This is a genomic window from Enterocloster sp. (assembly GCF_057861365.1).
Genome location: NZ_DBMACH010000002.1, coordinates 138383 through 161037, shown reverse-complemented (window position 1 = coordinate 161037; position 22655 = coordinate 138383). Strand labels below are relative to the sequence as shown.

Here is a 22655-nt window from a genome sequence, read left to right as displayed (position 1 = left end):
AATTTTCTGCTTTTTACCGCCGTACCAGGATCAGCTTATCCTCAGGAAGATACAGACGAATCTGATCCCCCTCAGCATAGATACATTCCGTATTCATGTTAACCTTCAGAACACCAGCAGCTGTTTCCACTTCATACTGATAGCTCTTTCCAAGAAAGGTGCGAACGCCGATTCTTCCGGTAATAACATTTTCCTGCTGATCCGGTGCTGCAATACGGATATCATCCGGTCTGATCGTTCCTGTAAATTCTCCTTCCGGACATTCCATAAAAGAACAGAAACGGCTCTGACCGCCTGCAAGATAACTTCCATCCCCACATCTTTCCAGATTCAGGAAATTTTCAAATCCAATAAACCGGGCTACAAACTCTGTGGCAGGCTGTCTGTAAATCTGTTCCGGTGTGTCATACTGTTCGATGATCCCTCCATTCATAACAGCCACTTTATCAGAAATAGAGAAACATTCTTCCTGATCGTGAGTAACAAACAAAGTAGTAATTCCCAGTTTTTTCTGAAGGCGCTTAATTTCGACTCTCATACTGATGCGAAGTTTTGCATCAAGATTACTCAGTGGCTCATCTAAAAGAAGAAGCTTAGGTTCGATTACCAGTGCTCTTGCAAGAGCAACTCTCTGTCTTTGTCCACCGGACATTTCTCTCGGAAAACGGCCAGACAGCTCTGTCAGGCCGCAAACCTCCAGAATCTCTTTTACCTTTCTGTCAATCTGTGCCTTATCCATCTTGCGCGTACGCAGTCCAAAAGCCACATTATCATATACCGTCAGATGCGGAAAAAGGGCATAGCTTTGAAATACTATTCCAAAATTTCGCTTGTGTACCGGAACCTTTGTCATATCTTCTCCGTCCAGTGTAAAGGTTCCTTCACCTGGTTCAATAAAGCCGGCCACTACCCGAAGAGTCGTAGTCTTTCCGCATCCGCTGGGACCAAGGAGTGATACCAGCTCGCCTTTTTCCACAGACAGATCCAGGCCCTTTAAGATCTGTTTTTTCTTATCATAGCTGACGCCGATTTTCTCTAATGTCATAAATGCCATTTTCTTATCCTCCTATTTTGCCAGTGAAGCAATTCCCAGGGTTCTGTCCACGATTACCATAATAAGTACAGTAGCTGCCATTAAAAGCACAGAAACAGCGGACACCGTAGGGTCATAATTGTATTCAATATAATTCATCAGTGTTGCCGGGAAGGTGCTGACACCGGGACCCGTTAAAAACATGGATACAGGAATATTATTAAATGAGTTGATAAAAGCCAGCATAAAAGCAGATGAAATACCGGAGGTTACATTGGGGAGAACCACTTTAAAAAATGCTGCTCCCTTAGGACATCCCAGACTCCAGGCAGCTTCTTCAATAGAAAAATCAAACTGCTCCATAGCAGAACCAACTACACGGATTACATAAGGCAGAGTTACAAGAAAATGGCCTGCCAGAAGACTTGCCATAACCGGAAGGCGGAAAGTCAGGATCAGGAACTGATACAGGATAAAACCTACTACAATCCCAGGAACAATGGTTGGAGACAAAAATACGGATCGCAGAAGCTGTTTTCCGCGGATTCCTGACCGTGCCAGTGCGTATGCTGCAGGAATTCCCACCAAAAGAGCAATAAAGGTTGCAAGGAATGCCACTTCCAGACTGGTCAGAAAGGAACGCCGGAAAGACTTCAAAGCAAAAACATTTCCAAACCATTTCAGGGAAAAAGAATCAATTGGAAATGTAATCGCACTTCCTCCTCCAAAAGCCGTAACGGTAATAATCACCAGAGGGATCATCAAAAACAAAAATACCAGGACAGCGTAAACTGTCAGCCAACGGTTCTTTTTCATTATTTTCCTCCTCTTTTATCCAATCTTGCTGCCAGAGCATTAAAGCCCCTGATTACTATAAGAGTAATTACGATCATAATCAGCGCTACTGCAGAAGCCCCGTTCCAATCCCCTACAGACATGGCTCTCTGATAAATCAGAGTTGCCAGAACCATATTGCTGTTTCCTCCAAGCAGCTGAGGTGTTGTATATGCAGTGAGGGTTCCTGTGAAAACAAGGATACCTCCTACTATAATTCCCGGAAGACTCATAGGGAAAATCACTTTCATAAAAGCCTCAAATCGTCCTGCTCCCAGACTCTGAGCCGCCTCCATCATATCATCATCTATATTCTCCATTACACCTGTAACCGTAACGATCATAAGAGGAAGAAACAGATACACAGAACCGATAATAATAGCAAAATCTGTATAAAGAAGCTTCATGGGCTTATCAGCTACATTGAGAGCCAGCAGAATGCGGTTGATTATACCGTTGCTTCCTAAAATATTGATCCAGGCAAAACTTCGGATCACAGAATTTGTCATCATTGGAAAAATGGATGCTGCCAGAAGAAGACCTCTCCATTTTTTATCACACCGGCTTATAAAATATGCGGTGGGAATCCCTCCTGCCATGCAGATCCCTGTGGTAATAACTGCAATTTTCAGGGTGCGAAACAGAATTTTTCTGTAGTACTCATCCTGAAAAAACTCCACATACGCACTGAGAGGATATTGTCCTGCTGTAAATGTAGGGGTCAGCACACTTATAAGGGGCAGACCCAGACACAACAGCAAAATGATCAGCCCGGGAGCCAGCATCATCCATGTACTGCTTTTCTTCATGTTCTTCCTCCATTCTGAATATATTCATTAATTATACTAATTTTTAATTCTGAATTTATTATAAAAAGTAATATACATTCCGTCCAATACATAATTTCTATATTTTTTATGCAGTAAAGCTATGATATACTGATTAAAAAGGAGGTTAATCCATGGATTTAAAAGAAGCACGCTACATTCTGGCTATTGCACACTATAAAAGCATCGGAAAAGCAGCAAAAGCCCTGTTTATCTCCCAGCCTTCTCTCAGCAAATACCTCAAGAATCTGGAACAGCAGCTTGGCTCCCCCCTCTTTTCCCGTCTGGAACAGGGATACATCCCTACTTATATGGGAGAACGCTATCTATACTATGCCGAACAGATCGCAGCCTTTGGCCAGGAATGGGATCAGGAATATGAAGATATTACCCGAAGAGCCCATGGACGGCTCAATATTGCCATTCCCATCATGCTCGGAAGCACTTTACTGCAGCCTACTCTGATGGAATTCCACCGGCGCTATCCTCATGTGACAATTAACATTATGGAGGAAGTCAGCTTTGTCGCTGAACAGACGCTGAAAAATACCTCTATTGACCTTACAATTTATAATGTACATACTTTTCCAAAATTATTAGATTATCAGGTTATCCGCACAGAGGAAATCGTACTGATACTGCCGGAAGGCCATCCTCTTGAAAAAGAGGCCGAAAAAAAAGAGGGCTTTTCTCATCCATGGCTGGATTTAAAAAAGCTCTCTCAGGAAAATTTTATTCTTTTATATCCGGATCAGAACACCGGCGGCATCGCCAGGGATCTCTTCGCCCGGCATGAAATTAATCCTCCGGTACTTCTGCATACACGCAACAGCCAGATGTCCATCAAACTTGCTATGGACGGAATGGGAGCTGCCTTTGCACCGGAAAGTTATTTCAACTATATGGCATCTCTTCGTTCAGATCGGCCAGGCTGCTATTGTGTAGGAGAAAAGCCTGTCCTTACCACAACCATTGCAGCCTGCCGGCCCGGAAGGTATATGCCAAAACATGTTAAAGATTATATAGATCTGTTAAAAATATATGGAAACAGCTCTTCCTAAGCTTCTTTTCCATAAACCTCAATCTGGGTTAAAGCCGGGAATGGAGATGGATCGTCTGCCTTGATCAGATCAGACAGGCGTACCCAGGTAATCCCCTTCTTTGTAATGGCAAAGGTATGAGCCTTCTCGCTCTTTTCCATATTTACCACCTCTCTGGTGCCGTCTGAAAAGGTAAGAACTGCGCTGACCCACCAGTTATCATGCGGAAAATCAGCTCTGGTCCACAAACGCACCTGATCGATGTCCACCGGACGGCCAAACTCCAGCAAAAGTTCCGCATCATCTCTGCGGTTGATGCCCCAGGACTCATATGGCCATTTTCCGTGACTCAGAGTAGCGGTTACGCCATCAATTGCATTACGGGCTGCAAAAACAGACTCCCCTCTTGTTTCCACATTTGCAGAAGCATGAGGATAGCAGCCTCTGTCCCCGTGCTGATCAAGCACATTTTTAGCCAGATTACGATAAATACCGGTTTCCCATGAAGCAGCCTTACGGCAGGTCAGATAATGACGCACACCAGTAAAACTCTTGGGATTGTAGGAGAATTTCTTTTCATCAAACGGTACCTCAAACGTAAGATCCTTCTTTGTCATATATACCAGAGCTTCATCCATGGTATCATCTACACGTACCATATAATACCCTTCTGTTTCAGGAAAATGAAACTGAATGATATCTCCCGGCTCATATACATCCTTAAATGCCAGTATGCTTTCCTCCGGATCCTGTGCAAATGCCTTGGTATGACCCTTCCAGTCTGAAACACGGATAGAAATCTGATCCTCTTTTGTCTCCTTTGCCTCTGCCGGGATCCAGGAGCAGATAAGAGTCATATTTCCCTTAAATTCACAGACATTATGACCTGCCGGGACAATAAAGTGCGTTCCCTTCTTTACCGGAATTCCATCTACCGTTCCTTCTCCTTCCAGAACGCTCACATTGGCAAAACGATCTGAAAACTTATGCTGCCAGCAGCCATGAACCTCGAATTTCTCTACGGTATAAAATGGGCAGGTTTCCAGATGCTCCTGATCCGCCGCCTCTGTATGGTACGATTTTCTCTGATCCTTTGCAGGTACAAAGGGGGTCTTGATCACGTCCAGGCTTTCCTTTACATGGAGCATTCTGGGCGCTCCGTTCCACTTTCTGTCATAATCGTACACACGATACGTTACATCACTGGACTGCTGCGTCTCCAGAATCACAGTACCGCCTTTGATAGCATGAACACAGCCCGGATCGATCTGGAAGAAATCTCCCTTATGAACCGGGATCTGACGGATCAGCTGAGAATAATTTCCCTGCTCCACCATCTGCTTCAGCTCTTCCTTATCTTTTGCATGATGCCCTATAACAATAGAAGTATCCGGCTCACAATCCAGAATGTACCAGCATTCTGTCTTTCCCAGAGAACCATTTTCATTGGCTGCGGCATATGCATCATCCGGATGAACCTGGATGCTTAAATCATCCTTTGCATCAATAATCTTTATAAGAAGAGGGAAGCGATCTCCCAGACACCCATCCTCATTGCCAAATAATTCCGGATGCTCTGCCCATAAGACAGACAAACGCTGTCCCTTATATTCTCCCTCTGCCACTTCACAGTCTCCATTTTCATGAGCACTGATAGCCCAGCACTCACCGGTATGGTCGCTTGGGATTTCATAGCCAAACTGATCCTTCAGCCGGTTTCCGCCCCATACGGCCTCTTTGAAAATCGGTTTCAAAAATAACAGTTCGTACATTTTACACACACCTTTCTATCTTTACTGTATCTGATCCTGTTTCAAAACAGAGACAGCACTCATGTTCATCTTAGCCGTACCTGGCTTATCCGTCAAGCGTTTTCCTTTTAAAAGGTGAGCTAAACTGTAAAACACATACAAAAAGAAGCAGTCCGTGCATTGACATATCTGCTTCTTCATGCTATATTTCATAAATATTTTTTTGAGGTGATACATATGGAACTTCTTCAATTGCGATATTTTCTCACAGCAGCCGAATACCAGCATATAACAAAGGCTGCTGAACATCTTCAGATTGCCCAGCCCGCTCTTTCTCAGGCAATCCACCGTCTGGAAGCGGAACTTGGCGTTCCTCTGTTTGAACGCAAAAGCCGCTCTATTGAATTAAATGACGCCGGGCGCTTCCTGCAAAAACGGCTGATTCCTATTATAAGCAGCCTGGACCAGCTGGCAGCAGAGCTGCAGATGGGAAGAGAACAGGCTATTCATACCATACGGCTTCGTCTTTTATCTGCGTCTGCTTTAATCACCAACAGGATTATTGCCTTTCGCAGTCTCCGTCCGGATGTGAATTTCCAGCTGTATCAGACTTCTGATCAGTCTGATGACTATGATCTCTGTGTTTCCGCCCGACGGGCAGATATTCCTTCGCCCACAGGCGAACAGCCCATTGTAATGCTGGAAGAAGACCTTTACCTTGCAGTTCCCACCCATTCTCCATATGGTCACCGCACTTCCATACGGCTGACAGATACAAAAGATGCCGGATATATCTGTCTGGCAGGATCAAGACCCATCCGCCAGATTACCAACAGTTATTTTATGGAGGCTGGCTTTACACCCAGAATTGTTTTTGAAAGTGACACAACTGAGTCTGTACGCAATCTGATTGCCGCCGGAATGGGAATCGGCTTCTGGCCCCAGTATTCATGGGGACCTCTCCCCTCCGAATGGAATTCCCAGAGCAGTTCCCCCGTCAGGCTTCTCCCTATAGAAGGACAGGTGTGCCGCCGTCAGATCACGCTTACCCGATCCCCTAAAAGTGTGGATAAATCTGTATTAAACGATTTCTGCAGCTTTCTGGTCCGCAATTCCCGCTGGATCTGAGCGTTGTGCAGACCGCTTATAAATCTTCCTACAGGCCGTTATAATAAGTTCCCTTTTTCTGGCTAACCTGCAGCCTGTTCAGGGCCCGCGCCAGGGCCGCCTGAGACATTTTGTATTCCGCAATGCTCTGTTTCTGGCGCAGCTGCTCCCTGGCTCTTTCCAAAGCCTGCTCAGCCCTGATCCGGTCAATATCCTCCGGCCGCTCTGCTGTGTCAGTAACAACAGTGACTCTGTTGTTCGCTACCTGAACAATCCCTGTTCCCACTACAGCCTCTTCTATCTCCTTGGATCCGGGAATGCGGAATTTCAATACGCCTTCCCGGATCGCCAGGATCATTGCCTCCATATGTGGAAGAATTCCAAATTCCCCATCATGGGCAGGAACGACCAGCATTTCACAGTTTCCATTATAAAACGTATGGTCACTTGCGATGACCTTAAGCCAGAATGTTGACATATTACCGCTCCTTTTCCTCCATGGACCTGGCTTTTTCGATCACTTCATCAATGGTTCCCACATTAAAGAAGGCTGCTTCCGGATAAGAATCCATTTCTCCGTCAATGATCATCTTAAAGCCCCGGACCGTTTCCTTAACAGGTACATATTTTCCCGGAACACCGGTAAAATTCTCAGCTACATGGAAGGGCTGAGACAAAAATCTCTGTATTTTTCTGGCGCGCCCTACCGTAAGCTTATCCTCCTCAGACAACTCCTCCATACCGAGGATAGCGATAATGTCCTGCAGCTCCTTGTATTTCTGAAGCATCTGCTGCACCTTATTTGCCACCTCATAATGCTCTTTACCTACTACATCCTCTTCCAGAATACGCGATGTGGATTCCAGAGGATCCACTGCCGGATAAATTCCCTGTTCTACAATTTTTCTGGAAAGGACTGTGGTTGCATCCAGGTGGGCAAAGGTTGTGGCGGGCGCCGGATCTGTCAAATCATCTGCAGGCACATAAACTGCCTGTACCGAGGTAACAGATCCGTTTTTTGTAGATGCGATCCGCTCCTGAAGTGCGCCTACATCGGTTGCCAGCGTCGGCTGATATCCTACAGCAGAGGGCATACGTCCCAAAAGAGCCGAGACCTCAGAGCCTGCCTGAACAAAACGGAAAATATTATCAATAAACAGCAGCACATCCTGATGCTGTACATCGCGGAAGTATTCTGCCATGGTAAGCCCTGTTTCCGCTACTCTCATACGGGCCCCCGGCGGCTCGTTCATCTGTCCAAACACCAGCGCTGTTTTTTTAAGCACTCCGGATTCTCCCATTTCTGTCCAAAGATCATTTCCCTCTCTGGAACGTTCACCGACTCCGGTAAAAATGGAGTATCCGCCATGTTCCATTGCTATGTTGGTGATCAGCTCCTGGATCAGCACTGTCTTTCCTACTCCGGCGCCGCCAAAAAGTCCGATTTTTCCTCCTTTTGCATACGGAGCAAGAAGGTCAATCACCTTGATTCCTGTTTCCAGCATTTCAACTACGGGACTCTGGTCTTCAAAGGATGGCGGATCTCTGTGAATAACCCACTTTTCCTCTTTTTCCAGACTTTCTCCGCCGTCAATTGTTTCACCCAGAACATTAAAGAGCCGTCCCAGTGTTTTCTCTCCTACCGGCACACAGATCCCTCTTCCGGTCGCCTCAACCTCCATATCCTTATACAGGCCCTCGCTGGAAGCCAGCATTACGCAGCGGACTACATCTCCGCCAATATGCTGAGCCACCTCCATTACACAGCGTTTTCCTTCGTTGTATGTCACAAGGGCATCCTGAATATGGGGAAGAGCGCCATTCTCAAATGCCACATCTACTACAGGTCCCATAACCTGCACGATCTTTCCTTTATTCATGGCTCCTCCTATCGTTTCTTTCTCTGTGATCTGGCTCCGCCTATTACCTCAGTGATTTCCTGAGTAATGGCAGCCTGACGCACACGATTATATTCAACAGCCAGCTCATTCAGCAGCTTTGCCCCATTATCACTTGCAGACTGCATAGCCATCATTCGTGAATTCTGTTCACTGCAGAAAGACTCCACCAGGGCGCCAAATACAAAGCCGGTTACATAATTGGGTACTACATGATCCAGTACTGCTTCAGGAGAAGGAACCATCTGGATCTCCTCCTGATGAGTATCCGCCGGAATCACAAGACTTCCAAAATCTTCTTTTTTCAGAGGCAGGAGCTGTTCTGTCCGTGCCTCCATTTTCATGGAATTTACCATTTCTGTATAAATAACCCAGACTTCATCCAGACGTTTATCCATAAAATCCTGAAGGACACGGGAAGCAATCATTCTTGCCCGGTGCATGGATGGATTCTGAACCGTATAATGGAACTGCTCTTCTATGGGAATATGCCGGGCAGAAAAATACTGTCTTCCCAGTTCTCCAACCACATACAGGTGATTATTCCCGCTTTCTTCCATCCACTCACCTGCCAATTTCAGAATATTGTGGTTATACGCACCTGCAAGCCCCTTATCTCCTGTGATCACAACCAACCCTCTGGAACGCTGACCGTTGGGAATCTCTTCTCTCATGTCAAAAAACGGATGCTCTGTAACCTCCATATGACGCAGAATACGTCGTATTACTCCCTGCAGAGTATAAAAATAAGGTTCTGTATCTGTCAGAAGCTTTCTGCTTTTTTTCAGCTTGGTTGATGAGATCAAATACATGGCATTTGTGATCTTGCGTGTATCCTTAATACTTTTTATACGGCTCTGGATCTCTCTTGCGTTTGCCATACTGCCTCCTTAAACTCGTTCGCCGCAGCCACGATCCTGTCTGCAAGCTCATCGCTTAAGACCTTCGTTTCCTCAATCTCATTTCCAAGTTCCGGATGTTTCCGGTCAAACCACTCCAGCATTCCCATCTGGAATTCCTTGATCTGTCTGACCTCTGCCGTGAGCATGACCTTATGTGTCACGGCACACAGCGTAATCACCTGTTCATGAAGAGATAAGGGACGGCCCAAAGGCTGCTTTAACAGCTCCATCAGACGTTTTCCGTAAGCCAGCTGCTCCTTTGTAGCCTCATCCAAATCTGAACTGAACTGAGTAAAAACCTCCATCTCGCGATACTGGGCCAGATCAATTCGTATACTTCCGCTGGCCTTTTTCATGGCCTTGGTCTGAGCAGCTCCTCCCACACGTGATACGGAAAGTCCCACATTCACTGCCGGACGCATACCTGCAAAAAACAGATCGCTTTCCAGGAAAATCTGTCCGTCTGTAATAGAAATAACATTAGTGGGAATATAAGCTGACACGTCTCCCGCCTGTGTTTCTATAACAGGGAGAGCTGTGATCGACCCTCCTCCAAGCTGGTCATTTAACCGGCAGGACCGTTCCAGAAGTCTGGAATGAAGATAGAATACATCTCCCGGATATGCTTCACGGCCCGGAGAGCGTTCCAAAAGCAGAGACAGCGCTCTGTACGCTACAGCATGCTTGGACAGATCGTCATAGACGATCAGCACATCTTTTCCCTGATGCATAAAATATTCCGCCATTGCAGTTCCTGCGTAAGGGGCAATATACTGCAGAGGAGCCGGATCGCTGGCTGTAGACGCCATCACCACCGTATAATCCAGTGCATCCTTATTTTTCAGAGTATTAACCAGCTTTGCAACTGTAGATGCCTTCTGTCCTATAGCAACATAGATACAGATTACATCCTTTCCTTTCTGATTGATAATAGTATCCAGTGCAATGGATGTTTTCCCAGTCTGACGGTCACCGATAATCAGCTCTCGCTGCCCCCGGCCAATAGGGAACATGGAATCAATAGCAAGAATACCCGTTTCCATTGGAACACTTACGGATTTTCTTTCCACTATTCCGGGAGCCTCCCGCTCTACCGGATAATAATCCTCTTCTTTTACAGGACCAAGACCGTCTATAGTATCACCGAGCGCATTGACGACACGACCTAAAAATCCGCTTCCCACAGGAACTCCAGCCCGTTTTCTTGTCCTTGTTACCTTTGTACCTTCCATAATTCCTGTATCTTTTCCAAAAAGGATACAGCCAATCTCATTTTTACGAATGTCCTGAACCATACCGCGAACACCGTTTTCAAATATCACAATCTCTCCATACATAGCGTGATCGATTCCATATACAATGGCAATTCCATCTCCCACCCAGATTACAGATCCGGTTTCACGAATTCTGCCTGCATGAGCATCGTAATCCTCAATCTCGCCCTTTACGATGGAGATAACTTCCTGAGAACTGATTGTACTCATAATGATAACTCCTATTCTCCTATATACCAAAAAGTTCTTCTAACCGGCTTTTCAGACTATAGTCATATTCCACATTTTCTGTTCGAAGAAGAAAACCTCCGATCAGTTCCGGGGCAGACGCCAGTATAAACTGAACCTCTTTTTTTCCATATTTTCCACACAAAAATCTGCGGATTTTCTGAAGTTCCTCCTCATCTGGCGGTGTAACGTAAAAAAGTTCTGCCTGAATAATTCCTTTTTCATCCCTCAGGCACTGTTCCCATACTGACAGTATGGAATCCATACTGCCAATACAGCCTGCTGCACATACCTTTTTCAGAAAGGAAGGTACTATTTCCGTAAACTCAGAGGCCCGCCACACTTTTTCAATTATTCTGTCCTTTTTAAATGACGGCAGCACCGGATCTGACAGGATCTGAACCAACAGTGGATTTTCCCGAATAACCTTTACCATCTCACATACCATTTTTTCAGGAAGATGCAATTCATAAAGAACCCTTCCGTACATCCGTGTCTGTTCAGTCATTCTTCTCACCTTCACCTGCCAGAAATACATCATACTGCCGTTTATTCCATTCCGGGCTGTTCTTCTCTGTCAAAAGCCTTGCGGCAGCTGTCATGGCAAGTCCTGTTACAGAGGTTCTCAATTCATTTAATACCTTTTCCCGTTCCAGTTCCATGGTCTTTTCAGAAGCCTGCAGTTTTTTCCTGGCATCCTGATCTGCCTGTTCCATCATACGTTCATATTCACTCTGCGCCTGCTGCCTGGCCTTTGCTACGATACAGTCGGCCTCTTTTTCAGCAGCTGCAAGAGATGCCTCATACCTCTCTTTGAGTTCTGCTGCCTGGATTTTTGATCTGTCTGCCTCGTCCAGATCCTTTTCCACCAGCTTCTTTCTTTCCTCCAGAATTTCCATGACAGGTTTCATCAGGAAGTGCCTCATGAAGAAAAACAGCACCAGAATATTAATGATCGTAAAAGCAATATTCCAAACGCTTATTCTTAACATATTCAAAATGCCTTTCTATTCCAACTTACTTTAAAAACAGGATAATCAGAAGGCCGATAACAAAACCATAAATTGCAGTAGCCTCTGCAAGGGCACATCCCAGCAGAAGAGCCTTTGTGATCTTACCGTCTGCCTCAGGCTGTCTTGCGATTGCATCAACTGCTTTAGAAGTTGCCATACCGATTCCAATTCCTGCTCCAATTCCTGTAATAACTGCTACTGCTGCTCCAATTGCGATAATTCCTGACATTTTTTCAATCTCCTTTTATTTGTTTTTGTTTATTCAATTGCCTCTTTTATATATAATGATGTAAGAAAAACAAACACGTATGCCTGTATCACTCCATCAAATATATCAAAATATCCGCTGAACGGAAGGGGAAGCACCAGAGGCACAAGATACTTTATTAAAGCCATGACCACAATTGCTCCCAATACATTTCCAAACAAACGCATGCACAGTGACAGCGGACGGATAAAAAGCTCCAGCACATTAATCGGCGCAACAATGGGTATTGGCTCCGCAAAACTTCTGATCCAGCCCTTTACGCCTTTACTGCGGATTCCTGCAGCCTCTACTAAAATAATACTCATAACCGCCAGTGATGCAGTTACATTCAGATCCTTTGTGGGAGATTTAAATCCCAAAAGGCCGATCATGTTTGCAATTGCAATATAAACCGCTACTGTGATCAGATAGGGAATATATTCTTTTCCCTCTTCTCCCAGCAGATCTGAAAAGAAGCTGTAAACAAATGAAAAGCCACTTTCCAGCGCTGCCTGACGTGTACTTATATTCCTGACCTTCAAATGTCTGGTCAGGATCAGGGAAGCCCCCATCAGAACTGCCATGATTATCCAGGTTACCACCACAGATTCAAAGACCTGAATTCCTCCAAATATGGGAATTGTAAATACAGTGTTACAATTCAATTCTTCCATCAATGATTCAACCAGCTGATCCAACTTATCTCACCATCCTTTCCTCCAAAACGGTTTCTTTTTCATTTCGACGCTATTATAGCCACCTGATATTCCCATTTCAAATATGGAAATTGTTATAAATTGATAACTTTCACATTATGAAAATAAAATATGCATAATTTTCCCATAATAGGCTTTGGGGATTTTGGAAAATTATTTGTGATTTTTTAATGGAAGGCTTATTTTTATTTCATTGTGATTTAAAAATATATGAATTGTTATCCTGTTTTTAAACCTATTTTTATAGACAAAAAACTGCGGAGCGAAATTTTCGCTACCGCAGTTCACGGGCTAAACGGATAAATTCCTCCATTTCCGGAGTTTTCCATTTGTTTTTATAATAAAAGATCTGACGATACATCTGAAGCTTAAAATCAGGCACATTAAGTACCATAAGATTTTTTTCTTCTATATTCTTCTCCACGGCAAAATACGGCAGATAGGTAATTCCTCTGTTTTCACACACCATACGTATAATAAATTCCGTACTGCTGATTTCCAAAAACGGAGTCAGTGTTACTCCTCTGGATTCCAGAAACTGATCCAGCTCCCTGCGGTAGTTTTCGTTTCTCTCTGTCAGAAGAAAAGGCTCTTTCAGAAGCTGCTCCAGATAAATCTCCTTCTGCCCGGCCAAATGAAACCGTGGAGAAGCCACAAACATCACCGGTTCCGGTACCTCCATCACCTTTTCCCATCGATCACTGTAGCGTGAACGATCCAACAGGTAAACCAGATCCAGCTGATTATGCTCCATCATGTCAATCAGTTCTCCCGGAGATGCAGTGGTAATACGAATAGGAACCCTGGGATGGTGCTCTCTGAAATACTGCAGAATCGGAGGAAACTTTGAAAAGCAGATGGATGTCAGGGTACCGATATGAAGAGGATCCTTAAGCTCTTCCCCTGTATTTTTCAACTCTCCTGCCATTTGTACCTGCTTTAGTATCTCATCTGCGCAAAGTAAAAAACGCTTTCCCTGGGAAGTCAGGCCTATCTTTTTACCCATACGGTCAAACAGCCTGACTCCCAGTTCTTCCTCCAGAAGACGAATCTGAACCGTAATTGCTGACTGGGAATATCCCAGTAACTGGGCTGCTCCGGAAAAGCTTCCTGTCTGAGTAATGGTTACAAAAGACTGTATCTGACGTATCTCCACCTCATTCTCTCCTTTTCAATCCTGTTATGAATTTTTTTCAATCAATCTATATAATCCATGAATTTGATTCTTCCTATTCTACATGATATACTTTATATATAGTAACGTCAAGGATAAAACTATACTCCAGATCTATGGCAATACCAGAAAACAGAAAGGAACTGCATTATGGCATTTATCAGTGTTTTTGATGTAATAGGCCCCAACATGATCGGGCCTTCCAGCTCCCATACCGCAGGTGCTGATTCCCTGGCCTTTTTGGCTCAGAAAATGATAAACGGACCTTTAAAAAAAGTGGATTTTACCCTCTACGGCTCTTTTGCCAAAACCTACCGTGGTCACGGAACTGACCGGGCTCTTCTGGGCGGTATTATGGGATTTACGACTGATGACAAACGTATCCCTGACTCTTTCTCCATTGCTGAAGAAAAAGGACTTGAATACCATTTTCATATCAACGAGACAGAAGAGGTAGATCATCCCAATACTGTAGATATTACCATGGTTAATGAAGACGGTCAGACACTTACAGTGCGGGGAGAATCTTTAGGCGGCGGAAAAATCCGCATCAGCCGTATCAATCAGGTAGACGTAGACTTTACCGGTGAATACAGCACTGCTATTGTAATCCATCAGGATACTCCCGGTGTTGTGGCCCACATTACACGCTGTCTGGCAGAAGAAAACATCAATATTGCCTTTATGAAACTCTTCCGTGAAGAAAAAGGACAGACTGCTTACTCTATCGTAGAATCTGATGATGAGCTTCCGGATTCTGTCAGCGAAAAAATCTGCCAGAATCCTTCTGTGCGAAATGTAATGCTGGTTCATCTGTAACTCATTTTCCGAATACGTTTCATATACAAAAGGAGAATCCAGATCATGAATACTGATTTTAAGAACGGAAAAGAATTGTTGGAATTTTGTGAAAAAGAAAAAATAAGCATTTCCAGAGCTATGCTTTTACGCGAAAGTGACCAGACAGAAAAAACAGAATCTTCCATATACACACGAATGGAAACTGCATGGAATATTATGAAAGAGGCAGCCCTCTCCCCTATTTCCTCCCCCGGAAAATCCATCGGCGGCCTCATCGGAGGAGAAGCAAAACAGCTGAATCAGCTTTTTAAAGCTGAAAAAAACATCTGCGGTACAGCAGTCAGCCGGGGAATTACCTATGCCATGGCTGTACTGGAGGTCAATGCCTCCATGGGTCTGATCGTAGCTGCCCCCACTGCAGGCTCCTCAGGTATTGTCCCCGGAGTAGTTCTTTCTTTAAAAGAGGAACATGATTTTTCTGACAGTCAGGCTGTTGATGCTTTGTTTAATGCCGGAGCAATCGGATATCTGGCCATGCGCAATGCCACTGTAGCAGGCGCAGTAGGCGGCTGTCAGGCCGAAGTAGGCGTTGCTTCTGCCATGGCTGCTTCTGCCGCCGTAGAACTTATGGGAGGCTCACCTCGCCAGTGTCTCTATGCTGCAAGCACAGTTCTTATGAATATGCTGGGACTGGTCTGCGATCCGGTAGGCGGTCTGGTTGAATATCCCTGCCAGATGAGAAATGCTTCCGGTGTAGCAAATGCCATGATCGCTGCAGAACTGGCTTTGGCTGGAATCCCCCAGCTGATTCCCTTTGATGAAATGCTGGAAGCTATGTATACCGTAGGCAAAAAACTTCCCGGCGAACTTCGGGAAACTGCCATGGGCGGCTGTGCCGTAACGCCTACGGGATGTCAGTACGGCTGCAACGGACACTGTTCTTAAAAATCAGATATCCCCGTCTCTTCTTCAATCCAGACAATTTGCTCCAGCGGGATCTTCCTTCCGTCCGTGAAGACAAGAAGCCCCTGGACCGGATCCAGCTTTTTTACCCTTCCGGCAGCCCTTTCATAGGAGCCTCCGTTCTTTCTCTCATCCGGCAAAAACCAGGTAAGAGAAACACGGGGGCAGACGGAAAGATGCTGCCGGATCTGTCTGAGCCTTTCGTCCAGCCGGCCCGCTTCTTCCTCATCCAGTTCTATTTTCCCCTCTGTAAGCCTCTCTGTTTCCCTTATTTCCCCTTCAAAGCCACTCAGGGCAGCAAAGGGCGAAAACTGAGCCGCCCGGTCGTGAAGAGACATGGGAGGATGGACAGAGGATACATGGTGAGGCAGATGAATGATATCATCATACGCATGGGACGGAACTTTAAAAGCCCATTCTTTTCCTGCCTCCATGCTCTCTCTTACCCTTCGCTCCCATTCTGCATCCGGGCCTGTATAAAGCCTGTTATTTTTCCCGATCATGCTTTATGACCTCCGATCTGACGGTTTCGTTCTCTGGCCGTAGCGCCTTCCTCCAGATTCATTCCCTTTAAAATAGCGTTTTTCCCAAACTTTTTCCGAATATCCACCATAGCCTGCTGCATTTTCTTTTCCCGTTCCAGCGCCTCATTTTCCTTCTTTCTCTGCTGCTCTAACGCCATATAATCGGTAAACAGATCCAGCTGTTCATAAACCTCTTCTTTTTTTATATTTTCCTCCGGCACGGCCCGTCCGGCTGTCACATAAAGCCTGCGAACCAGAAGCCCCGGATCCGCGATCCGGTCAAAAAGAGCTGCCGCCGCTTCCCTGAGCTTTCTGGCTGAGGAGGTGGGCTGATCCAGATTCCGGGTACCGTGTGCATGCTTTGGAACAGGACGGCCATACCGGTCGGAGGTGATCTCTCCCCCATAGGCGCCTCTGCGCAACGGATCGGTCAGATTTTCCCTGTCATAGCCCACAGTAAGCACGATCTGATCCGTAACCAGCCCTTTTTCTACCAAATCTAACGCAAGCTGATCAGCCATTTCCTTCACCACCAGTCTGGCCTGATCCCAGGAGGACGGACCGCGCAGCACCTGACCGGAACAAAGGCTGTTCGTCTGAGGCTTATAGGACTTGATATCCTGAATCGTGCAGGGTTCCCATCCCCAGGCGTGATCGATCAAAAGCTCTGCATTGATCCCAAACAGCCGGTACAACAGTTCCTCGCTGTGGGCCTCTCCCTGCTTTCCCAGGGAACATCTTGCCACATCTCCCATGGTATAGATTCCATTTTCTTCCAGTTTTCGGGCGTATCCCTTTCCAACTCTCCAAAAATCCGTCAAAGGCCGGTGATCCCATAAGAGCCTGCGGTAAGACATCTCATTTAGCTGGGCGATCCGCACCCCATCCTCATCCGGGGACACATGCTTTGCAACAATGTCCAAGGCAGCTTTACACAGGTAAAGATTCGGTGCAATCCCTCCTGATGCTGTTATCCCGGTCTGTGCCAGCACATCCCTGATTATTTTTCCAGCCAGCTGTGCGGGAGTCATACCATAAATTTCCAGATACTGGGTTACATCCATAAACACCTCGTCAATGGAATAGACATGAATATCCTCCGGCGCAATGTATTTCAGATAAATATTGTAAATCCTGGCGCTCCATTTCATATATTCCGCCATTCTGGGCGGAGCAATGATGTAAGAAAGAGCCAGAGACGGGTCTGCCTTTAATTCATCATCCTTCCAGGACTCCCCTGTAAGCTTCCTTCCCGGTGCGTTTAATCTGCGAAGGGCATTTACCTCCTTTGTCCTCTGAACCACCTCAAAAAGCCTTGCGCGGCCGAAAATGCCATGGGCCTTAAGGGAGGGGGACACTGCCAGACAGATGGTTTTTTCCGTACGGCTTATATCCGCAACTACCAGATTGGTCTTTAAAGGATCCAGCCCCCGCTCCACACACTCTACGGAGGCGTAAAAGGATTTTAAATCAATGGCTATATACATGCGGTCTTGCTGTGGACGGGACAATGGAAAACCTCCTTTCCTTATGGGCTGTCAACGAACATAATAAACAACAAAGCTGCAAAACGTATCCTTAAATCGTGTACATCATATGGCAGGATCATGCAGTTAACAACCGGATCCACGGGCTTTACACCGGCTAAAATACAGCCCGTGTGCCTATAAACATAGTTTACCAGAAATAAACCAAAAAGAAACATCTTTTTTGCAGGGCTGAACTGCTGCGAAACACCCCGTATTTCCACTTCAGTGATTGAAAAAACGGAATCCCTGTGATATACTTTATATCTGCATCAGACTTTTTTAACATACAATAAAAGAAATATAGAGAAAGGCAGAAACCCGCATAAATCAAGGGTTTCTGAACAGGTAAAGATAAAAATGAAATTAGGTATCGTCGGACTTCCGAATGTAGGAAAAAGTACACTTTTTAATTCTCTCACAAAAGCAGGCGCCGAGTCTGCCAATTATCCCTTCTGTACCATCGATCCCAATGTAGGCGTTGTACCGGTTCCCGATGAGAGGCTGGACAAGCTGACCGCCATGTATAACTCCGAAAAAACCACCCATGCAGTGATTGAATTTGTAGATATTGCAGGTCTGGTAAAGGGAGCTTCCAAAGGTGAAGGTCTGGGAAATCAGTTTCTTTCCAATATCCGGGAGGTAGACGCGATCGTCCATGTGGTGCGCTGCTTTGATGACCCTAATGTGATTCATGTAGACGGAAGCGTAGATCCGGTCCGCGACATTGAAACCATCAATCTGGAACTGATCTTCTCTGATATCGAAATCCTGGAGCGCCGGATCGCAAAGCAGTCCAAAGGCGCATTTAACAATAAGGAGCTGGCAAAGGAGGTCGCTCTTTTAAAGGCGATCAAAGCACATCTGGAGGATGGAAAGCTGGCCCGCAGCTTTGAACCCGAAGACGAGGATGACCGCGCATTTATCAACACGCTGGATTTGCTGACCTGGAAGCCTGTTATCTTTGCTGCCAATGTTTCCGAGGATGATCTGGCAGATGACGGCGCTTCCAACCGGTATGTATCTGAGGTACGCCAGTTTGCAGCAGAAAATGACTGTGAGGTATTTGTGATCTGTGCAGAAATCGAGCAGGAAATTGCAGAGCTTGAGGAAGATGAAAAGAAAATGTTCCTTGATGATCTGGGCTTAACAGAGTCCGGACTTGAGAAGCTCATCGCTGCCAGCTACCGTATTCTGGGACTTATGAGCTATCTGACTGCAGGTCCTCAGGAGTCCAGAGCATGGACCATTAAAGTAGGCACCAAGGCACCTCAGGCTGCCGGAAAAATCCACAGCGATTTTGAACGCGGCTTTATCCGGGCAGAGGTTGTAAACTATGACGATCTTATGGCCTGCGGAAGCATGAATGCCGCAAAAGAAAAGGGACTTGTGCGTTCTGAGGGCAAGGAATACGTCATGAAGGACGGAGATGTGGTTCTGTTCCGTTTTAATGTATAATTTAATCATTTTGCCAGAGGGAGATCGATCTTGTTTTATGATTCTCCTTCATTACCGCCTGATATACCATCTGGTAGCAGGCGGTTTTTTTCTTTCTATCCCCACCGAAACAGCTATAAGCTTCTTTTTTGCTCAGATCAATCATTATTTCGTCTGTTTTCCCATTTTTTTGTAAACTTTTTTCAGTTTGTCTTGATTTATTGGTAAAATAATGGTATATATGTCTTGTAAACTTTGGTAAATATATTGGTAAACTGAAGTAAACTCACAATACCGCGAACACCTTGTTCTGCTCGCATCAAACGTTCATGAATACCGTTCATAAAAAAGGAGGAAATGCAATGTACAAAAAAGCACTGATCGCTGCCCTGATTTCCTGCATGACAGTCAGCGCAGCCGGCTGCCAGATGAACAGCACAAAAACAGACACCATTCCGGATTCTACCGCGGACATAAACGCAGCTCCGACCGCAGAACCCGCAGAAGGAGAATCCTGGGCAGAGCCCGTGGTTCTTGTAAAAGGAGAATCCACCAGGCTGCCGCTCCCGGCCAATTTTAAGGGCGAAATCCGCTGGACTGTCACAAACGGCATGAAAACCGTAGGAGGCAGCCAGAAAAAGTATCCGCTAAGCGACGGAGAAACGGACGGGGAACGCACAGCCGGTTATGCCTCTGCAGAACATCTTTTAAAAATCGAACCAGACGGAACCATTACTGCTCTTGAAAAAGGCAATCATCTGTTTGCAGTAGCGGAGGACAAAAACGGCAATCGCCGGATCTTTCCTATGGAAGTTCGGATTTTTTCAGAGGATCAGCTTCCCGAAACATCCAAAGAGGATTTTCAGACACTCCGTACCCGCTATGTAGAGCGTCTGACCGGAGGAAATATAGATATATCCTCTCCCGCTGCCGCTGCTATGATCCAGGCCACAGACCAGGCCTGTGACAATGCATGGAACAGCTACCTTTATAAAGGCAGCGGCTGCGCAGGCGTTCCCTGGGCGGAGGATCTTGCAGGAGGCGATGAAGAAAACTACAAAAATGACGCCGCAAAATTCCGCAAAAGTTATCAGAAGGCAGAGGCTATGGCCAAAGCCTACGCATCCCCTTCCAGTTCCTACTATAAAAATGAAGCCCTCTTAACGGATATTGTCAATATTTTGGACTGGCTGACCGATAACTGCTACTATCCCCGCTCCGAAACCGACAACTGGTGGAACTGGGAAATCGGAATGCCAAAGAACGTCCTTCCGGCTGTCCTCTATATTTATGATGATATTCCCAAAGAGCAAAGCCGCAAATTTGTAAAAGGCGTGGAATTCTTCATGCCCGATCCATTTCATCTGGCTGTTTTAGGTACTGCCAGTACCCTTCCTTCCGGCTATGCGCCTGCCGCCAGCGCAAACCTGATGGATTGCGCCTACACATCCGTCGGCCTTGGCCTGGTGTGTGAAGACAGCGAATATCTGGCTCTTGCAAAGCAGGCAGCTGCCACTACCCTGGAACGCTTTCAGAAACCGGAACTGAAAGACGGAAACTATGTCTATGCAAATGGATTTTATGAAGACGGCTCCTACATTGACCACGGTACCGTACCCTACACGGCTTCCTACGGCATTGATTTTCTGAAAGGCTCCGTGCGCTTAAGCTCTCTGCTGGCAGACAGCCCCTGGGCTCTTTCTCCGGAAAACGCCAAAATGCTGGAATCCTACGTAGTCAAGGGCTATCTTCCTTCTATCTATCAGGGCGCTGCGCTGGATATGCTCCGTGGCAGAGCCATTTCCAGACCCGATCTGACTGACCGGGCTGCCGGACAGCAGATCATTGAAATGATCGTCCAAACCATTGATATCGTTTCTCCGGAAACTGCCGCACAGATCCGCGGCGCTGTAAAAACATGGGTAAGCCAGTCCGGTGAAGAGCAGTTCCTGGCCGGAGTAAAGGATATCTCCGTATTTTCAAGCCTGAAAGAAATCATGGCAGACGATACCATCGATACCTCCTCAGCCGAAGCAGCGATGCACCAGGTATATCCTTACATGGACCGCACCATACACCGGACCACTGATTATCTGTTCGGCATCAGTATGTATTCCAGCCGCATCAGCAACTGCGAGATCATGAACGACGAGAACCTGAAAGGCTGGTTCACCGGGTTCGGAATGACCTATCTCTATAATGATGATAAGCAGCAGTATACGGATCACTTCTGGGATACCGTGGATCCCCTGAGACTGCCGGGAACAACCATCGTGGCAGAAGAAGTCGACAACGGCGAGCCTGATTCCAGCGGATTCCATCAGGGCGGCGATTTTCTCTCTCCTGAAAACTGGGTGGGCGGCACCTCGATCGGAACGACCGGAGTCAGCGGAATGAAGGTAAACGGCACTGCAGTATCCAATGGGGATCAAAGCAATGCCTCTTCTACTGTCTATGCAGACAGCTTCCGTGCAGAAAAGTCCTACTTCATGTTTGATGATGAGATTGTCTGTCTGGGTGCGGGAATCCAAAACAGCGGTTCAGACGCTCCGGTAATCACCACTGTGGAAAACCGGAAATTAAACAGCGGCGGTTCCAATCAGATAAGCTCCGATGCAGGAGAATGGATCATGCCTGAGGAGCAGATCATTTCTCCCCAGTGGCTTCATTTAAAAGGAAATACCGAAACCGGCTCTGATATTGGCTACTACTTCCCTGAAAAACAGGACGTTCACATCATGGGCAGTACCAGAACCGGAAGCTATCACCAGATCAAAGGCGATCTAAAGACAGAGGAGGAAACTGCTGAGCGCTCCTATTTCACATGCTGGTTTGACCACGGCGCTGCACCGGAAAATGATACCTACAGCTATGTTCTCCTTCCGGATATGACCAGCGAAGAAACGAAAGCCTACAGCCAGTCTCCTGATGTGGAAATACTTGAAAACTCTGAGAAGCTGCAGGCCGTAAACAATCATTCCACCAACACTCTGGCTGTAAACTTCTGGGATGAAGCAGGCGGACAGACAGACCGGATCAGCTGCGACAGCCAGGCATCTGTGATGGTTCAGGAAAACAACGGAGCCTTTACCATCGCCCTGTCCGACCCCACCATGCTCAATACAGGAACGATCTGCCTGAAGCTTCAGGAGCTTCCCATATCCGGCAAACTGATCGAAGCAGATGACGGTATCACGATCCGTACTGAAAACGGCTCTGTTTATCTGGAATTTAATGTAAACGGAATGTGCGGAAAAACCATGCGGGCAGTGATCCAGTAAACGTACGGCAATCTGCTCTAAAAACTAAAAAAGGCGCCGCATTCTCTACAGCGGCGCCTTTTTACACTAATTTTTCTAA

Annotated in this window: 21 protein-coding genes and 1 pseudogene; 6 read left to right on the top strand and 16 right to left on the bottom strand. The window is 46.1% G+C overall.

Going from position 1 to position 22655, the window contains the following annotated elements; genetic code table 11:
* Positions 1 to 13: 13 nt before the first annotated feature.
* From ACZM6M_RS03535 to ACZM6M_RS03525, 3 genes are read right to left on the bottom strand one after another with little or no spacing between them, the layout of a single operon-like run.
* Positions 14 to 1054 (bottom strand): ABC transporter ATP-binding protein, encoded by a 1041-nt coding sequence (locus tag ACZM6M_RS03535; protein ID WP_337433959.1) that lies wholly within the window; start codon positions 1052 to 1054, stop codon positions 14 to 16.
* A gap of 12 nt (positions 1055 to 1066) precedes the next feature.
* Positions 1067 to 1849 carry an ABC transporter permease gene (locus ACZM6M_RS03530; RefSeq protein WP_317437895.1) on the bottom strand — a complete coding sequence of 261 codons (783 nt, stop codon included), beginning with the start codon at positions 1847 to 1849 and terminating at the stop codon, positions 1067 to 1069.
* Complete coding sequence (locus tag ACZM6M_RS03525; protein WP_317437894.1) at positions 1849 to 2676, bottom strand: ABC transporter permease; 828 nt, start codon at positions 2674 to 2676, stop codon at positions 1849 to 1851. The genes ACZM6M_RS03530 and ACZM6M_RS03525 overlap by 1 nt, the downstream gene beginning before the upstream one ends.
* A gap of 152 nt (positions 2677 to 2828) precedes the next feature.
* On the opposite strand from ACZM6M_RS03525, the gene ACZM6M_RS03520 reads away from it, so the two are divergent.
* Positions 2829 to 3755, top strand: coding sequence for a LysR family transcriptional regulator (locus tag ACZM6M_RS03520; protein WP_066549441.1), 927 nt, complete (start codon positions 2829 to 2831; stop codon positions 3753 to 3755).
* On the opposite strand, the gene ACZM6M_RS03515 is transcribed toward ACZM6M_RS03520, so the two are convergent.
* Together ACZM6M_RS03515 and ACZM6M_RS03510 are read right to left on the bottom strand one after the other, a co-directional pair.
* Entirely contained in the window at positions 3752 to 4591 is an 840-nt protein-coding gene (locus ACZM6M_RS03515; RefSeq protein ID WP_066550929.1) for a DUF7402 domain-containing protein, read from the bottom strand. The two genes, ACZM6M_RS03520 and ACZM6M_RS03515, sit on opposite strands and share 4 nt — an antisense overlap.
* A pseudogene (locus ACZM6M_RS03510) lies at positions 4574 to 5506 on the bottom strand (type I phosphomannose isomerase catalytic subunit); the annotation flags it as partial. The pseudogene ACZM6M_RS03510 and the gene ACZM6M_RS03515, both read right to left, overlap by 18 nt.
* Before the next feature lie 216 nt (positions 5507 to 5722).
* On the opposite strand from ACZM6M_RS03510, the gene ACZM6M_RS03505 reads away from it, so the two are divergent.
* A complete protein-coding gene (locus ACZM6M_RS03505) occupies positions 5723 to 6613 on the top strand; it encodes a LysR family transcriptional regulator (RefSeq protein ID WP_066549448.1) in 891 nt (296 codons plus the stop codon).
* 28 nt (positions 6614 to 6641) lie between these two features.
* On the opposite strand, the gene atpC is transcribed toward ACZM6M_RS03505, so the two are convergent.
* From atpC to ACZM6M_RS03460, 9 genes are all read right to left on the bottom strand, one after another.
* Entirely contained in the window at positions 6642 to 7070 is a 429-nt protein-coding gene (atpC, locus tag ACZM6M_RS03500; RefSeq protein WP_066549450.1) for an ATP synthase F1 subunit epsilon, read from the bottom strand.
* A gap of 1 nt (position 7071) precedes the next feature.
* The gene (atpD, locus tag ACZM6M_RS03495) at positions 7072 to 8472 is read right to left on the bottom strand and encodes a F0F1 ATP synthase subunit beta (RefSeq protein ID WP_066549451.1); all 1401 of its coding nucleotides are present in this window, start codon (positions 8470 to 8472) and stop codon (positions 7072 to 7074) included.
* Positions 8473 to 8480: 8 nt separating this feature from the next.
* A complete protein-coding gene (atpG, locus tag ACZM6M_RS03490) occupies positions 8481 to 9371 on the bottom strand; it encodes an ATP synthase F1 subunit gamma (RefSeq protein WP_484077989.1) in 891 nt (296 codons plus the stop codon).
* A complete protein-coding gene (gene atpA / locus ACZM6M_RS03485; RefSeq protein WP_340277060.1) occupies positions 9338 to 10876 on the bottom strand; it encodes a F0F1 ATP synthase subunit alpha in 1539 nt (512 codons plus the stop codon). Before atpA ends, atpG begins: the two co-directional genes overlap by 34 nt.
* 19 nt (positions 10877 to 10895) lie before the next feature.
* Positions 10896 to 11402, bottom strand: coding sequence for a F0F1 ATP synthase subunit delta (locus ACZM6M_RS03480; RefSeq protein ID WP_066549458.1), 507 nt, complete (start codon positions 11400 to 11402; stop codon positions 10896 to 10898).
* Positions 11395 to 11886 (bottom strand): F0F1 ATP synthase subunit B, encoded by a 492-nt coding sequence (gene atpF, locus ACZM6M_RS03475; RefSeq protein WP_066549460.1) that lies wholly within the window; start codon positions 11884 to 11886, stop codon positions 11395 to 11397. The genes ACZM6M_RS03480 and atpF overlap by 8 nt, the downstream gene beginning before the upstream one ends.
* Before the next feature lie 25 nt (positions 11887 to 11911).
* A complete protein-coding gene (gene atpE / locus ACZM6M_RS03470) occupies positions 11912 to 12136 on the bottom strand; it encodes an ATP synthase F0 subunit C (RefSeq protein WP_066549462.1) in 225 nt (74 codons plus the stop codon).
* 29 nt (positions 12137 to 12165) lie between these two features.
* Entirely contained in the window at positions 12166 to 12852 is a 687-nt protein-coding gene (locus ACZM6M_RS03465; RefSeq protein WP_066549466.1) for a F0F1 ATP synthase subunit A, read from the bottom strand.
* Positions 12853 to 13144: 292 nt separating this feature from the next.
* Positions 13145 to 14026 carry a LysR family transcriptional regulator gene (locus tag ACZM6M_RS03460; protein ID WP_066549468.1) on the bottom strand — a complete coding sequence of 294 codons (882 nt, stop codon included), beginning with the start codon at positions 14024 to 14026 and terminating at the stop codon, positions 13145 to 13147.
* Positions 14027 to 14194: 168 nt separating this feature from the next.
* Between ACZM6M_RS03460 and sdaAB the strand changes: the two genes are divergently transcribed.
* Together sdaAB and sdaAA are read left to right on the top strand one after the other, a co-directional pair.
* Entirely contained in the window at positions 14195 to 14863 is a 669-nt protein-coding gene (sdaAB, locus tag ACZM6M_RS03455) for an L-serine ammonia-lyase, iron-sulfur-dependent subunit beta (RefSeq protein WP_066549475.1), read from the top strand.
* A gap of 45 nt (positions 14864 to 14908) precedes the next feature.
* Positions 14909 to 15790 (top strand): L-serine ammonia-lyase, iron-sulfur-dependent, subunit alpha, encoded by an 882-nt coding sequence (sdaAA, locus tag ACZM6M_RS03450; protein WP_337433965.1) that lies wholly within the window; start codon positions 14909 to 14911, stop codon positions 15788 to 15790.
* Here the strand turns inward: sdaAA and ACZM6M_RS03445 are convergent.
* The gene (locus ACZM6M_RS03445) at positions 15787 to 16311 is read right to left on the bottom strand and encodes a YolD-like family protein (protein WP_242963015.1); all 525 of its coding nucleotides are present in this window, start codon (positions 16309 to 16311) and stop codon (positions 15787 to 15789) included. The genes sdaAA and ACZM6M_RS03445 overlap by 4 nt on opposite strands.
* On the bottom strand, positions 16308 to 17819 hold the full coding sequence (locus ACZM6M_RS03440) for a Y-family DNA polymerase (protein WP_489489759.1): 1512 nt from the start codon (positions 17817 to 17819) through the stop codon (positions 16308 to 16310). Before ACZM6M_RS03440 ends, ACZM6M_RS03445 begins: the two co-directional genes overlap by 4 nt.
* Positions 17820 to 18218: 399 nt before the next feature.
* Here ACZM6M_RS03440 and ychF point away from each other — a divergent pair, with 399 nt between their 5' ends.
* Positions 18219 to 19316: a redox-regulated ATPase YchF gene (gene ychF / locus ACZM6M_RS03435; RefSeq protein WP_066549480.1), complete on the top strand. Its 1098-nt coding sequence runs from the start codon at positions 18219 to 18221 to the stop codon at positions 19314 to 19316.
* A gap of 341 nt (positions 19317 to 19657) precedes the next feature.
* Positions 19658 to 22576, top strand: a complete 2919-nt coding sequence (locus ACZM6M_RS03430) for a polysaccharide lyase 8 family protein (RefSeq protein WP_489489705.1) — start codon at positions 19658 to 19660, stop codon at positions 22574 to 22576.
* Positions 22577 to 22655 lie beyond the last annotated feature (79 nt).

What these genes read in the sequence shown, in the direction of transcription:
- ACZM6M_RS03445 (WP_242963015.1), bottom strand. Translation starts at nt 16,311, where the DNA reads ATGATCGGGAAAAATAACAGGCTTTATACAGGCCCGGATGCAGAATGG.
- ACZM6M_RS03520 (WP_066549441.1), top strand. Translation starts at nt 2,829, where the DNA reads ATGGATTTAAAAGAAGCACGCTACATTCTGGCTATTGCACACTATAAA.
- atpF (WP_066549460.1), bottom strand. Translation starts at nt 11,886, where the DNA reads ATGTTAAGAATAAGCGTTTGGAATATTGCTTTTACGATCATTAATATT.
- atpA (WP_340277060.1), bottom strand. Translation starts at nt 10,876, where the DNA reads ATGAGTACAATCAGTTCTCAGGAAGTTATCTCCATCGTAAAGGGCGAG.
- ACZM6M_RS03430 (WP_489489705.1), top strand. Translation starts at nt 19,658, where the DNA reads ATGTACAAAAAAGCACTGATCGCTGCCCTGATTTCCTGCATGACAGTC.
- atpD (WP_066549451.1), bottom strand. Translation starts at nt 8,472, where the DNA reads ATGAATAAAGGAAAGATCGTGCAGGTTATGGGACCTGTAGTAGATGTG.
- ACZM6M_RS03440 (WP_489489759.1), bottom strand. Translation starts at nt 17,819, where the DNA reads ATGTATATAGCCATTGATTTAAAATCCTTTTACGCCTCCGTAGAGTGT.
- ACZM6M_RS03505 (WP_066549448.1), top strand. Translation starts at nt 5,723, where the DNA reads ATGGAACTTCTTCAATTGCGATATTTTCTCACAGCAGCCGAATACCAG.
- ACZM6M_RS03535 (WP_337433959.1), bottom strand. Translation starts at nt 1,054, where the DNA reads ATGGCATTTATGACATTAGAGAAAATCGGCGTCAGCTATGATAAGAAA.
- ACZM6M_RS03525 (WP_317437894.1), bottom strand. Translation starts at nt 2,676, where the DNA reads ATGAAGAAAAGCAGTACATGGATGATGCTGGCTCCCGGGCTGATCATT.
- atpC (WP_066549450.1), bottom strand. Translation starts at nt 7,070, where the DNA reads ATGTCAACATTCTGGCTTAAGGTCATCGCAAGTGACCATACGTTTTAT.
- atpG (WP_484077989.1), bottom strand. Translation starts at nt 9,371, where the DNA reads ATGGCAAACGCAAGAGAGATCCAGAGCCGTATAAAAAGTATTAAGGAT.
- sdaAA (WP_337433965.1), top strand. Translation starts at nt 14,909, where the DNA reads ATGAATACTGATTTTAAGAACGGAAAAGAATTGTTGGAATTTTGTGAA.
- ACZM6M_RS03530 (WP_317437895.1), bottom strand. Translation starts at nt 1,849, where the DNA reads ATGAAAAAGAACCGTTGGCTGACAGTTTACGCTGTCCTGGTATTTTTG.
- atpE (WP_066549462.1), bottom strand. Translation starts at nt 12,136, where the DNA reads ATGTCAGGAATTATCGCAATTGGAGCAGCAGTAGCAGTTATTACAGGA.
- sdaAB (WP_066549475.1), top strand. Translation starts at nt 14,195, where the DNA reads ATGGCATTTATCAGTGTTTTTGATGTAATAGGCCCCAACATGATCGGG.
- ychF (WP_066549480.1), top strand. Translation starts at nt 18,219, where the DNA reads ATGAAATTAGGTATCGTCGGACTTCCGAATGTAGGAAAAAGTACACTT.
- ACZM6M_RS03515 (WP_066550929.1), bottom strand. Translation starts at nt 4,591, where the DNA reads ATGACTCTTATCTGCTCCTGGATCCCGGCAGAGGCAAAGGAGACAAAA.
- ACZM6M_RS03480 (WP_066549458.1), bottom strand. Translation starts at nt 11,402, where the DNA reads ATGACTGAACAGACACGGATGTACGGAAGGGTTCTTTATGAATTGCAT.